We start from the raw sequence: 13,319 nt of genomic DNA, 5'->3' as shown, positions 1-13,319 counted from the left end.
TGTCCAATGTGCATAAAAAAATCCGGAAACAAGTGAGCGTTTCCGGATTCTTACACAGCCACTGGATCGGTCAACTGATCCTTAACTGATCGGCATTACACCTTTTCGGTGGCGTTTTTTATCGCCCACGCACTACCAGCGCCTGGTCCAGCTCGCGATACGCTTCAACCAGTTTCTCTAGTGAAACGCGACTTAAACCGCTGGGATTTGGCAGCACCCAAATCTGCGTCGAACCAATGGTGAGCGTTTGTTTCCCCCACTGTGCACCGCGCTGGCTGAATCCCTGTTCATATGCTTGTTTGCCCAGAATCGCCAACGCCTGCGGCTGATAATCTTCAATTTTTTCAATCAGCTTACGCCCACCTGCGTGCAGCTCCTGCTTTGAAACTTCATTGGCTTGCACCGTTGGACGGTCTACCAGTTTGGTGACGCCACAACGATAATCCAGCAGATGCTGTGCCTCCTGCGGCTTCAACTGACGGTCGGTAAACCCGGCCTGATATATCACCTTCCAGAAGCGATTTGCTGGATGAGCAAAGGGAAAACCAGTCCCGGCGGATGAAAGCCCAGGGTTGATACCGCAAAACACGACCCGTAACCCTGGAGCCAAAATATCCTCAACCATATTTACTCCTTTCTAACATCACCAGGAAAAGTATAACGGATTGAAAATACATTGTTTATAAAAACAGCAGGCGCACGGTAATGGCTGGATTGCGACACGGAGTTACTTTATAATCCGCTACCATGGCCCCTTAGCTCAGTGGTTAGAGCAGGCGACTCATAATCGCTTGGTCGCTGGTTCAAGTCCAGCAGGGGCCACCAGATATAGCAAAGGCTGACGAGAAATCGTCAGCCTTTTTCTTTTTATATCTCAGTTACTTTGCGTGCCAGTAAGCCGCTGCACGTACCCGCTGTGGGTCATACTGTTCCGCTTCAAAGCGGCGGCTTAAATTCTTAACGACTTTACCTTCGCCGGTTATCCAGATGAAGTAATCATCGGCAGGGATTTGCATCTGCGCCAGACGCGCATCTACCGCCTGCTCATCATGTGCCAGCCATTCGATATTAAAACCATCAAGGTGCGCGAGATAATCCTGACAGGCGTTATCCCGCACGCTAACCAGCGCACTAACTTGCGGTTTAACGGCAAGTTTGCTCAACGTTTCCAGGCGGCGGCGCAGTGCGGGCATTCCGGATTCATCGCAGACATACAGCTGATACGCGTAATCTTCCGGCACCACCAGCGAACCGCGCGGACCAGCCACCGTAAGTTTATCGCCCGGTTGCGCCTGCATCGCCCAGCCGCTGGCGCCCCCACCGTCGTGAATAAAGAAATCGATCGCCAGTTCATGGCGTAGTTCGTCATACAGCGGCGTATAGTCACGCGACGGTGGGCGTGGTCCTTCCGGCCAGACGATGCCCTCTTCCGTTACCGTTGGCGGCACAAAGTGAGCGTCAGGTTGAGGAAAGAAGAGTTTGCTGTGATCGTCAAAGCCGCGCGATGTAAAACCGTCCAGCGCCTCGCCGCCGAGGACAATGCGCTGAAAACCGGCGCTGATGCGCTCAACGCGTAACACAGTCAGTTCACGGAAGCGCAGATCATTGCGAACGCGCTGCGGGTAGCGGGGGGAGTTATTCATTGTTATCGCCTTCGTGATGGTAATCAGATATATCTAAATAATTTTCGTAAATGATAATGATTGTTAATCATGATAAATGCAAGCGATTAGTAGAACTGATATGTCTATAGTCTGATAAGACGAACCGCCTCTTCTCAGGCATCATTACTCAACGCCGGATGCGGCGTGAACGCCTTATCCGGCCTACGTGTGAGATGAGTCCACATTTAAAAATCATTTTTATTCTTGCAAGAGTGCTCATATCAGATATAAATTAGATATATCTAATCAAGAAAAAGGAGGCTGATATGAGCCATCATCACGAAGGGTGTTGTAAACATGAAGGCCAGCCACGCCATGAGGGCTGCTGCAAAGGTGAGAAGTCAGAACACGAGCACTGCGGACACGGTCACCAGCATGAACACGGTCAATGCTGCGGTGGTCGCCACGGTCGCGGCGGCGGTCGTCGGCAACGTTTCTTTGGTCACGGTGAATTGCGTCTGGTGATTCTGGATATTCTCTCGCGCGATGACAGCCACGGTTACGAATTGATTAAAGCGATTGAGAATCTAACCCAGGGGAATTACACCCCAAGCCCGGGCGTCATCTACCCAACGCTGGATTTTCTGCAGGAGCAGTCGCTGATTACCATCCGCGAAGAGGAAGGTGGTAAGAAGCAGATTGCGCTGACCGAACAAGGCGCGCAGTGGCTGGAAGAAAACCGCGAACAGGTGGAGATGATTGAAGAACGCATCAAAGCGCGTTGCGTTGGCGCGGCGCTGCGCCAGAACCCGCAAATGAAGCGGGCGCTGGATAATTTTAAAGCGGTGCTGGATTTACGCGTCAACCAGAGCGATATCAGTGATGCACAAATAAAAAAGATCATTGCGGTGATCGACCGCGCCGCTTTTGATATTACGCAACTGGATTAATCGCCGCATCCGCCAGTGGCGCGGTGCAATTGCCGGATGCGACGCTTGACGCGCCTTATCCGGCCTACACCCACTACACACCCCGCAGGCCTGATAAGATGCGCCAGCATCGCATCAGGCATTGTGCTCCAACCGCCGGATCCGGCATACCGATTAATGCAGCACCGTCACCGCGTCTTCCAGTCGGCTGGCGCGGTGTTTCACCATCGCCGACACCTGCGCACTCTCTTCCACCAGCTCAGCATTTTTCTGGGTGATCAGGTTAAGCTCATCCACTGCACGGGTCAGGCTGGAAAGCCCATCGGCCTGTTCCAGCGTTGAATGGCTAATCTGGGCGATCAACTGGGTGACGTTTTTCACCTGTGCCACAATATCTTCCATCGTCCGTCCGGCGGCGTGTACCTGCTGCGAACCGGATTGCACCTTATCAGCACTGGCATCAATCAGCTTGCGAATATCGTTGGCAGCATTAGCGCTGCGGCTGGCTAAATGACGCACTTCCCCTGCCACCACTGCAAAACCTTTGCCCTGTTCGCCGGCACGCGCCGCTTCCACCGCCGCATTCAGGGCCAGAATATTGGTCTGAAACGCAATATCGTTAATCAGCGAAGTAATGGTGCCAATGCGCTGGGTACTGTCGGCGATATCGTCCATTGTCTTGATCACCGTGGTCATCGCCTCCCCACCCTGCACTGCCGCATTACTGGCGATGATAGAAAGTTTATCGGCAGCCGACGCCGTGGCAGAGTTCTGTTTCACCGACGCCGCCATTTGGTTCATGGTCGCCACCGTTTGCTGAACGTTATCAACTGTCTGCTGGGTATGTTCGTTCAGTTCATCGGTGCCTTTCGCCAGCGTCTCACTGCCATTTCTGACACTGGACACCTGGCTTGAGACATCGTTAATTAGCCAACGGCACATCAGGCCAAGCTGCCCTACCGCGCGTAATGTCAGCCCCAGCTCATCGCTGCGATTCAGGTGCTCAACACTATTACGCTCTCCGGTCGCCACCTTCAGTGCCTGACGGGCGACATTTTCTATCGGGCGCACAATCTGCCATTCAAAACAAGCGCTTGCCAACAATACCACTAACACACAGAGGAAATACGTCACCACCGGGGCAGCAACAAACCAAAGCATGGCCGCCAGCAAGATAAACATCAGGGTCATCACTCCACGCGCCCGCCAGCGAAGCGGTAATGAAGGCAGTTTACCCAGCCAGCCTTTACGCACCACCAGGCCTTTATGAATACGCTTACTGGTACGTCCGGCGTTCAGCGCTTTGTACAGCGGCTCCACCGCCGCAATCTCTTCATCCGTCGCCCGGGTACGAATCGACATATAGCCACTGATTTTTCCCTCGCGCACCATCGGTACCGCATTGGCCCGCACCCAATAATGGTCGCCATTTTTGCGGCGATTTTTCACGATGCCGCTCCAGGGCTCCCCTTTTTTCAGGGTGAACCACATATCCGCAAACGCCGCTTTTGGCATATCCGGGTGACGCACCATGTTGTGCGGCTGCCCTTGTAACTCTTGCAAGGTAAAGCCGCTCACCTGCACAAAAGTGTCATTAGCATGAGTGATATAGCTTTGCAGATCGGTAGTGGACATCAGAGTGGTATCGTCCGCCAGCGGGGTATTTTGCTGGGTGACATACGGATGAGAAGACATGTTCGCGTCCTATGCAGGTTATATGGTTGTTAACTTCTTGTCAGAGTTTATGTCGGCCCCGCTGCGGTTATCTTTAACCGATTAATTTGATTTAGATCGCAATTTGCGATTAAAGCACAAATCTAATTCCTTGATTTAAAATACTTTCACTCTGTTACTATACGAAAACGTTAATTATCTTGCCCAAAATCAGGCAATTATCGCCCTGAAAACGTGCATTTGCACAGCAATCATCAAATCCATACCCGACAAAAACCGTGCAAAATAACAACGAATGTTAACAAATAGCATTAAATACTGCGCAAATGATAACCACATTTGTGTTTATCCCGATTTTCGCGATCGCAGCCGGAGTGGCGCAATCCCTGCAATACTTAAATCGGTATCATGTGATACGCGAGCCTCCGGAGCATATTTTGAACAGGTTACCTTCGAGCGCATCGGCTTTAGCGTGCAGCGCCCACGCCCTGAATCTCATTGAGAAGCGAACGCTGGATCATGAGGAGATGAAAGCACTTAACCGAGAGGTGATTGAATACTTCAAAGAGCATGTCAATCCGGGGTTTTTAGAGTATCGCAAATCTGTTACCGCCGGCGGGGATTACGGAGCCGTAGAGTGGCAAGCGGGAAGTTTAAATACGCTTGTCGACACCCAGGGACAGGAGTTTATCGACTGCCTGGGAGGTTTTGGAATTTTCAACGTGGGGCACCGTAATCCAGTTGTGGTTTCCGCCGTACAGAATCAACTTGCGAAACAACCGCTGCACAGCCAGGAGCTGCTCGATCCGTTACGGGCGATGTTGGCGAAAACCCTTGCTGCGCTAACGCCCGGTAAACTGAAATACAGCTTCTTCTGTAATAGCGGCACCGAGTCCGTTGAAGCAGCGCTGAAGCTGGCGAAAGCTTACCAGTCACCGCGCGGCAAGTTTACTTTTATTGCCACCAGCGGCGCGTTCCACGGTAAATCACTTGGCGCGCTGTCGGCCACGGCGAAATCGACCTTCCGCAAACCGTTTATGCCGTTACTGCCGGGCTTCCGTCATGTGCCGTTTGGCAATATCGAAGCCATGCGCACGGCTCTTAACGAGTGCAAAAAAACCGGTGATGATGTGGCTGCGGTGATCCTCGAACCGATTCAGGGTGAAGGTGGCGTAATTCTGCCGCCGCCGGGCTATCTCACCGCCGTACGTAAGCTATGCGATGAGTTCGGCGCACTGATGATCCTCGATGAAGTACAAACGGGCATGGGGCGCACGGGCAAGATGTTCGCCTGCGAGCATGAGAACGTACAGCCGGATATCCTCTGCCTTGCCAAAGCGCTCGGCGGCGGCGTGATGCCGATTGGCGCGACCATCGCCACTGAAGAGGTGTTTTCAGTTCTGTTCGACAACCCATTCCTGCATACCACCACCTTTGGCGGCAACCCGCTGGCCTGTGCGGCGGCGCTGGCGACCATCAATGTGTTGCTGGAGCAGAACTTACTGGCTCAGGCTGAGCAAAAAGGCGATATGTTGCTGGACGGTTTCCGTCAACTGGCGCGGGAATATCCCGATCTGGTACAGGAAGCGCGTGGTAAAGGGATGTTGATGGCAATTGAGTTTGTTGATAACGAAATCGGCTATAACTTTGCCAGCGAGATGTTCCGCCAGCGCGTACTGGTGGCCGGAACGCTCAATAACGCCAAAACGATCCGCATTGAACCGCCACTGACACTGACCATTGAACAGTGTGAACTGGTGATCAAAGCGGCGCGTAAGGCGCTGGCGGCCATGCGAGTAAGTGTCGAAGAAGCGTAATATCAAATCGGATGGCGATACGACGTCGCCATCCGATCTTTTTATACGACGCGTACGCCCGCAGGCATCATCCGCTCCGGCGTTAACAACACGCTTTCACTGCCGTCATCGGTTTCCGCACACAACAGCATGCATTCCGACGTTTCACCACGCATTTTCGCTTTTTGCAGATTGCATAAGACCACCACCGTTTTCCCCATCAGCTCTTCTTCGCTGTAGTACGGCACCAGGCTGGTCACGGTTTGCAGTGTTTTTTCCCCCACATCAACCTGTACGATGTACAGCTTGTCGGCGTTTTCATGGCGTTTCACTTCCACAATCTTTCCGACGCGCATTTCCAGACGTGCAAAATCAGCGTAAGCCACGGTTTCCATTGTTTCCTTCCTTCGGGTAAAATTTTACTAAACTATAGCAAAAGTTTTTCTCAATCCTGTAGGCTAAAAATGGAGAATGCAGGCGTGATCACATTCGTGAGCCGCTGTGTTACCGTTACAGCGTCAAAGAAACGCGCTTTATTTACTGAAAACAGGTGACCCGATAAGTACTTCCTCTACAATGGGGGCGCACATCAGGGAAAGTAAAAAAGGTAAACATGGCAACACTAAAAGACATCGCAATCGAAGCTGGCGTATCCCTGGCGACAGTATCCAGGGTCTTAAATGACGATCCGACATTGAATGTGAAAGAAGAGACGAAACATCGCATTCTCGAGATCGCCGAAAAGCTGGAGTACAAGACCAGTAGTGCCCGCAAACTCCAGACAGGTGCAGTCAACCAACACCATATTCTGGCTATCTACAGCTACCAACAGGAGCTGGAGATCAACGATCCTTACTATCTGGCGATCCGCCACGGCATTGAAACTCAGTGCGAAAAGCTGGGCATTGAGCTCACCAACTGTTATGAACACAGCGGATTACCAGACATTAAAAACGTCACCGGTATTTTAATTGTCGGCAAACCCACGCCCGCCCTTCGCGCCGCCGCCTGTGCGTTGACCGACAATATCTGTTTTATCGACTTTCACGAACCCGGCAGCGGTTACGATGCGGTGGATATCGATCTGGCACGCATCAGTAAAGAAATCATCGACTTCTATATCAATCAGGGCGTTAATCGTATTGGTTTTATTGGCGGTGAAGATGAGCCAGGCAAAGCGGATATTCGTGAGGTCGCCTTTGCGGAATATGGCCGACTGAAACAAGTGGTACGCGAAGAGGATATCTGGCGCGGAGGCTTTTCCAGTTCGTCGGGTTATGAACTGGCAAAACAGATGCTGGCGCAGGAAGACTATCCGAAGGCACTGTTTGTTGCTTCCGATTCCATTGCTATCGGCGTACTGCGGGCAATTCATGAACGAGGCCTGAACATCCCACAGGATATTTCGCTTATCAGCGTTAACGATATCCCCACCGCGCGATTTACCTTTCCGCCGCTCTCCACCGTGCGCATCCATTCCGAGATGATGGGAAGTCAGGGCGTTAACCTGGTGTATGAAAAAGCCCGCGATGGTCGCGCGCTGCCGCTGTTAGTCTTCGTTCCCAGCAAATTAAAACTGCGCGGCACGACCCGTTAAATCCCCTTACACACTGTCCGGCAATCGTTTTTGCCGGACAGTGCTGCCGTTTATTTTCGTGATCCAGTTAAAGTAAATGCATTTATCTGCTACTTTTTAGTAAAAATTTTACTAAACTCCCCAGCAATTACACAAACTACCATCACCATGAATGGTTCCGATTTCTCTCTACCGGGAGGCCCTATGAATCGCTGGGAAAACATTCAGCTCACCCACGAAAACCGACTTGCGCCGCGTGCGTACTTTTTTTCATATGATTCTGTTGCGCAAGCGCGTACCTTTGCCCGCGAAACCAGCAGCCTGTTTCTGCCCTTAAGCGGTCAGTGGAATTTCCACTTTTTTGACCATCCGCTGCAAGTACCAGAAGCCTTCACCTCTGAGTTAATGGCTGACTGGGGGCATATTACCGTCCCCGCCATGTGGCAAATGGAAGGTCACGGCAAACTGCAATATACCGACGAAGGTTTTCCGTTCCCCATCGATGTGCCGTTTGTCCCCAGCGATAACCCAACCGGTGCCTATCAACGTATTTTCACCCTCAGCGACGGCTGGCAGGGTAAACAGACGCTGATTAAATTTGACGGCGTCGAAACCTATTTTGAAGTCTATGTTAACGGTCAGTATGTGGGTTTCAGCAAGGGCAGTCGCCTGACCGCAGAGTTTGACATCAGCGCGATGGTTAAAACCGGCGACAACCTGTTGTGTGTGCGCGTGATGCAGTGGGCGGACTCTACCTACGTGGAAGACCAGGATATGTGGTGGTCAGCGGGGATCTTCCGCGATGTTTATCTGGTCGGAAAACACCTAACGCATATTAACGATTTCACTGTGCGTACCGACTTTGACGAAGCCTATTGCGATGCCACGCTTTCCTGCGAAGTGGTGCTGGAAAATCTCGCCGCCTCCCCTGTCGTCACGACGCTGGAATATACCCTGTTTGATGGCGAACGCGTGGTGCACAGCAGCGCCATTGATCATTTGGCAATTGAAAAACTGACCAGCGCCAGCTTTGCTTTTACTGTCGAACAGCCGCAGCAATGGTCAGCAGAATCCCCTTATCTTTACCATCTGGTCATGACGCTGAAAGACGCCAACGGCAACGTTCTGGAAGTGGTGCCACAACGCGTTGGCTTCCGTGATATCAAAGTGCGCGACGGTCTGTTCTGGATCAATAACCGTTATGTGATGCTGCACGGCGTCAACCGTCACGACAACGATCATCGCAAAGGCCGCGCCGTTGGAATGGATCGCGTCGAGAAAGATCTCCAGTTGATGAAGCAGCACAATATCAACTCCGTGCGTACCGCTCACTACCCGAACGATCCGCGTTTTTACGAACTGTGTGATATCTACGGCCTGTTTGTGATGGCGGAAACCGACGTCGAATCGCACGGCTTTGCTAATGTCGGCGATATCAGCCGTATTACCGACGATCCGCAGTGGGAAAAAGTCTACGTCGAGCGCATTGTTCGCCATATCCACGCGCAGAAAAACCATCCGTCGATCATCATCTGGTCGCTGGGCAATGAATCCGGCTATGGCTGTAACATCCGCGCGATGTACCATGCGGCGAAAGCGCTGGATGACACGCGACTGGTGCATTACGAAGAAGATCGCGATGCTGAAGTGGTCGATATTATTTCCACCATGTACACCCGCGTGCCGCTGATGAATGAGTTTGGTGAATACCCGCATCCGAAGCCGCGCATCATCTGTGAATATGCTCATGCGATGGGGAACGGACCGGGCGGGCTGACGGAGTACCAGAACGTCTTCTATAAGCACGATTGCATTCAGGGTCATTATGTCTGGGAGTGGTGCGACCACGGGATCCAGGCACAGGACGACCACGGCAATGTCTGGTATAAATTCGGCGGCGACTACGGCGACTATCCCAACAACTATAACTTCTGTCTTGATGGTTTGATCTATTCCGATCAGACGCCGGGACCGGGCCTGAAAGAGTACAAACAGGTTATCGCGCCGGTAAAAATCCACGCGCGGGATCTGACTCGCGGCGAGTTGAAAGTCGAAAATAAACTGTGGTTTACCACGCTTGATGACTACACCCTGCACGCAGAGGTGCGCGCCGAAGGTGAAACGCTCGCGACGCAGCAGATTAAACTGCGCGACGTTGCGCCGAACAGCGAAGCCCCCTTGCAGATCACGCTGCCGCAGCTGGACGCCCGCGAAGCGTTCCTCAACATTACGGTGACCAAAGATTCCCGCACCCGCTACAGCGAAGCCGGGCATTCTATCGCCACTTATCAGTTCCCGCTGAAGGAAAACACCGCGCAGCCAGTGCCTTTCGCACCAAATAATGCGCGTCCGCTGACGCTGGAAGACGATCGTTTGAGCTGCACCGTTCGCGGCTACAACTTCGCGATCACCTTCTCAAAAATGAGTGGCAAACCGACATCCTGGCAGGTAAATGGCGAGTCGCTGCTGACCCGCGAGCCAAAGATCAACTTCTTCAAGCCGATGATCGACAACCACAAGCAGGAGTACGAAGGGTTGTGGCAGCCGAATCATTTGCAGATCATGCAGGAACATCTGCGCGACTTTGCCGTAGAACAGAGCGATGGTGAAGTGTTGATCATCAGCCGCACAGTTATTGCACCGCCGGTGTTTGACTTCGGGATGCGCTGTACCTACATCTGGCGCATCGCTGCCGATGGCCAGGTTAACGTGGCGCTTTCCGGCGAGCGTTACGGCGACTATCCGCACATCATTCCGTGCATCGGTTTCACCATGGGGATTAACGGCGAATACGATCAGGTGGCGTATTACGGTCGTGGACCGGGCGAAAACTACGCCGACAGCCAGCAGGCTAACATCATCGATATCTGGCGCAGCACCGTCGATGCCATGTTCGAGAACTATCCCTTCCCGCAGAACAACGGCAACCGTCAGCATGTCCGCTGGACGGCACTGACTAACCGCCACGGCAACGGTCTGCTGGTGGTTCCGCAGCGCCCAATTAACTTCAGCGCCTGGCACTATACCCAGGAAAACATCCACGCTGCCCAGCACTGTAACGAGCTGCAGCGCAGTGATGACATCACCCTGAACCTCGACCACCAGCTACTTGGCCTCGGCTCCAACTCCTGGGGCAGCGAGGTGCTGGACTCCTGGCGCGTCTGGTTCCGTGACTTCAGCTACGGCTTTACGTTGCTGCCGGTTTCTGGCGGAGAAGCTACCGCGCAAAGTCTGGCGTCGTATGAGTTCGGCGCAGGGTTCTTTTCCACGAATTTGCACAGCGAGAATAAGCAATGAGGATCATCGATAACTTAGAACAGTTCCGCCAGATTTACGCCTCTAGCAAGAAGTGGCAACGCTGCGTTGAAGCGATTGAAAATATCGACAACATTCAGCCTGGCGTCGCCCACTCCATCGGTGACTCATTGACTTACCGCGTGGAGACAGACTCCGCGACCGATGCGCTATTTACCGGGCATCGACGCTATTTTGAAGTGCATTACTACCTGCAAGGGCAGCAAAAAATTGAATATGCGCCGAAAGAGACATTACAGGTAGTGGAATATTATCGTGATGAAACTGACCGTGAATATTTAAAAGGCTGCGGAGAAACCGTTGAGGTCCACGAAGGGCAAATCGTTATTTGCGATATCCATGAAGCGTATCGGTTTATCTGCAATAACGCGGTCAAAAAAGTGGTTCTCAAAGTCACCATCGAAGATGGTTATTTCCATAACAAATAACAACTACGGCGGCAAAAGGAGTTTGCCGCCACCGCTACCCTACACATTTTCGGAGATGTGTTATGTCTGATACCAAACGTAATACAATCGGCAAATTCGGCTTGCTCTCGCTGACTTTTGCTGCCGTTTACAGCTTTAACAACGTTATCAATAATAATATTGAGCTTGGACTGGCCTCGGCACCGATGTTTTTCCTCGCGACGATTTTTTATTTTATTCCCTTCTGTCTGATCATCGCAGAATTTGTTTCGTTAAATAAAAACTCAGAAGCCGGTGTCTACGCGTGGGTAAAAAGTTCGCTGGGCGGACGTTGGGCATTTATTACTGCCTATACCTACTGGTTCGTAAACCTGTTCTTTTTCACCTCACTGTTGCCGCGCGTTATTGCTTATGCTTCGTATGCCTTCCTCGGATACGAATATATTATGACGCCGGTTGCCACCACCATTATCAGTATGGTGCTGTTCGCCTTCTCCACCTGGGTTTCCACCAACGGGGCGAAAATGTTGGGGCCAATTACCTCCGTCACTTCAACGCTGATGCTGCTGTTAACGCTCTCCTACATTTTACTGGCAGGTACGGCGCTGGTTGGCGGCGTACAGCCTGCTGACCCCATCACCGTTGACGCGATGATCCCGAACTTCAACTGGGCGTTCCTCGGCGTTACCACCTGGATCTTTATGGCCGCAGGTGGCGCGGAGTCCGTCGCTGTGTACGTTAACGACGTCAAAGGCGGTTCGAAATCGTTCGTTAAAGTGATCATCCTCGCCGGGATTTTTATCGGCGTACTGTATTCCGTCTCCTCGGTGCTGATTAACGTCTTCGTCAGCAGCAAAGAGTTGAAATTTACCGGCGGATCGGTGCAGGTATTCCATGGCATGGCGGCGTATTTTGGTCTACCGGAAGCGTTGATGAATCGCTTTGTCGGTCTGGTGTCCTTTACCGCGATGTTCGGTTCCCTGCTGATGTGGACCGCAACGCCGGTGAAAATTTTCTTCTCCGAAATCCCGGAAGGCATCTTTGGTAAGAAAACCGTCGAACTGAACGAAAACGGCGTTCCGGCGCGCGCAGCGTGGATCCAGTTCCTGATCGTCATCCCGCTGATGATTATCCCGATGCTCGGTTCCAATACCGTGCAGGATCTGATGAATACTATTATTAATATGACCGCCGCAGCGTCCATGCTTCCGCCGTTATTCATCATGCTGGCTTACCTGAATTTACGCGCCAAATTAGATCACCTGCCACGCGATTTCCGTATGGGCTCCCGCCGCACCGGTATTATCGTTGTTTCAATGCTGATTGCGATATTTGCCGTAGGGTTTGTCGCTTCGACATTCCCGACTGGCGCGAATATTCTGACCATCATTTTTTATAACGTCGGCGGTATTGTTATCTTCCTTGGCTTTGCGTGGTGGAAATACAGTAAATATATAAAGGGATTAACGGCTGAAGAGCGCCATATTGAAGCGACGCCAGCCAGCAATGTTGATTAAGCAGAATAATAAAAAATGAGCAGGCATTTTCCCTCTTCCTGGATGAGGAGAGGGAAAATAGTTTCTGCCTTTATATTTTTATAATTACAACGATAAAAGGCTGTACTTTTTCTTTAGCTCATGGATTAACACAATGAAATTAATCACTGCACCATGCAGAGCATTACTTGCTCTGCCGTTTTGCTACGCCTTTTCTGCGGCAGGAGAAGAAGCACGTCCGGCAGAACATGACGACACAAAAACACCCGCAATTACCTCGACATCTTCTCCTTCATTTCGTTGGTAATGCTGCCAACTTACTGATTTAGTGTATGATGGTGATTTTAAGGTGCTTGCGTGGCTTCCATTTCCATCAGATGTCCTTCCTGCTCCGCTACTGAAGGCGTGGTGCGTAACGGCAAAAGCACTGCCGGACATCAGCGCTATCTCTGCTCTCATTGCCGTAAAACATGGCAACTACAGTTCACTTACACCGCCTCTCAGCCCGGTACGCACCAGAAA

Annotated in this window: 11 protein-coding genes, 1 tRNA gene and 1 pseudogene; 9 read left to right on the top strand and 4 right to left on the bottom strand. The window is 51.8% G+C overall.

The annotated features are described in order from the left end of the window. Positions 1-118 precede the first annotated feature (118 nt). Positions 119-625, bottom strand: coding sequence for a G/U mismatch-specific DNA glycosylase (mug, locus tag BHE85_RS02060; RefSeq protein WP_000228937.1), 507 nt, complete (start codon positions 623-625; stop codon positions 119-121). Positions 626-749: 124 nt separating this feature from the next. On the opposite strand from mug, the gene BHE85_RS02055 reads away from it, so the two are divergent. Next, positions 750-825 (top strand) — tRNA-Ile (locus BHE85_RS02055). A gap of 53 nt (positions 826-878) precedes the next feature. Here the strand turns inward: BHE85_RS02055 and nfeF are convergent. Next, positions 879-1,643, bottom strand: a complete 765-nt coding sequence (nfeF, locus tag BHE85_RS02050) for an NADPH-dependent ferric chelate reductase NfeF (protein ID WP_039064254.1) — start codon at positions 1,641-1,643, stop codon at positions 879-881. Positions 1,644-1,930: 287 nt separating this feature from the next. On the opposite strand from nfeF, the gene nfeR reads away from it, so the two are divergent. After that, on the top strand, positions 1,931-2,554 hold the full coding sequence (gene nfeR, locus BHE85_RS02045) for a DNA-binding transcriptional regulator NfeR (RefSeq protein WP_000018003.1): 624 nt from the start codon (positions 1,931-1,933) through the stop codon (positions 2,552-2,554). 153 nt (positions 2,555-2,707) lie between these two features. Here nfeR and aer read toward each other — a convergent pair whose 3' ends face one another. After that, positions 2,708-4,228: an aerotaxis sensor receptor Aer gene (gene aer / locus BHE85_RS02040; RefSeq protein ID WP_000094679.1), complete on the bottom strand. Its 1,521-nt coding sequence runs from the start codon at positions 4,226-4,228 to the stop codon at positions 2,708-2,710. A 416-nt stretch (positions 4,229-4,644) separates the two neighbouring features. On the opposite strand from aer, the gene ygjG reads away from it, so the two are divergent. Then, the gene (gene ygjG / locus BHE85_RS02035) at positions 4,645-6,024 is read left to right on the top strand and encodes a putrescine aminotransferase (protein ID WP_032324884.1); all 1,380 of its coding nucleotides are present in this window, start codon (positions 4,645-4,647) and stop codon (positions 6,022-6,024) included. 41 nt (positions 6,025-6,065) lie between these two features. Here the strand turns inward: ygjG and BHE85_RS02030 are convergent, their stop codons facing one another. Further along, positions 6,066-6,398 carry a tRNA-binding protein gene (locus BHE85_RS02030; protein ID WP_000450589.1) on the bottom strand — a complete coding sequence of 111 codons (333 nt, stop codon included), beginning with the start codon at positions 6,396-6,398 and terminating at the stop codon, positions 6,066-6,068. Positions 6,399-6,616: 218 nt separating this feature from the next. On the opposite strand from BHE85_RS02030, the gene ebgR reads away from it, so the two are divergent. The 6 genes and pseudogenes from ebgR to BHE85_RS02005 form a co-directional block, all read left to right on the top strand. Next, positions 6,617-7,600 carry a transcriptional regulator EbgR gene (gene ebgR, locus BHE85_RS02025; RefSeq protein ID WP_000212469.1) on the top strand — a complete coding sequence of 328 codons (984 nt, stop codon included), beginning with the start codon at positions 6,617-6,619 and terminating at the stop codon, positions 7,598-7,600. A 183-nt stretch (positions 7,601-7,783) separates the two neighbouring features. After that, on the top strand, positions 7,784-10,876 hold the full coding sequence (gene ebgA, locus BHE85_RS02020; protein WP_001082859.1) for a beta-galactosidase subunit alpha: 3,093 nt from the start codon (positions 7,784-7,786) through the stop codon (positions 10,874-10,876). Continuing rightward, a complete protein-coding gene (locus BHE85_RS02015; protein ID WP_001219967.1) occupies positions 10,873-11,322 on the top strand; it encodes a beta-galactosidase subunit beta in 450 nt (149 codons plus the stop codon). The genes ebgA and BHE85_RS02015 overlap by 4 nt, the downstream gene beginning before the upstream one ends. 62 nt (positions 11,323-11,384) lie before the next feature. Next, positions 11,385-12,818 carry an amino acid permease gene (locus BHE85_RS02010; protein WP_001285446.1) on the top strand — a complete coding sequence of 478 codons (1,434 nt, stop codon included), beginning with the start codon at positions 11,385-11,387 and terminating at the stop codon, positions 12,816-12,818. Between the two features lie 133 nt (positions 12,819-12,951). Beyond that, positions 12,952-13,101 (top strand): annotated as a pseudogene (locus BHE85_RS26520) (protein YgjJ); the annotation flags it as partial. 53 nt (positions 13,102-13,154) lie between these two features. Beyond that, positions 13,155-13,319 (top strand): IS1 family transposase (locus BHE85_RS02005; RefSeq protein ID WP_047664789.1); only part of this gene is annotated, 165 nt, incomplete at its 3' end.

Source organism: Shigella sp. FC1567 (assembly GCF_001743015.1).
Classification (GTDB): Bacteria; Pseudomonadota; Gammaproteobacteria; order Enterobacterales; family Enterobacteriaceae; genus Escherichia; species Escherichia coli.
This window is presented reverse-complemented; position numbering and strand designations above follow the sequence as displayed.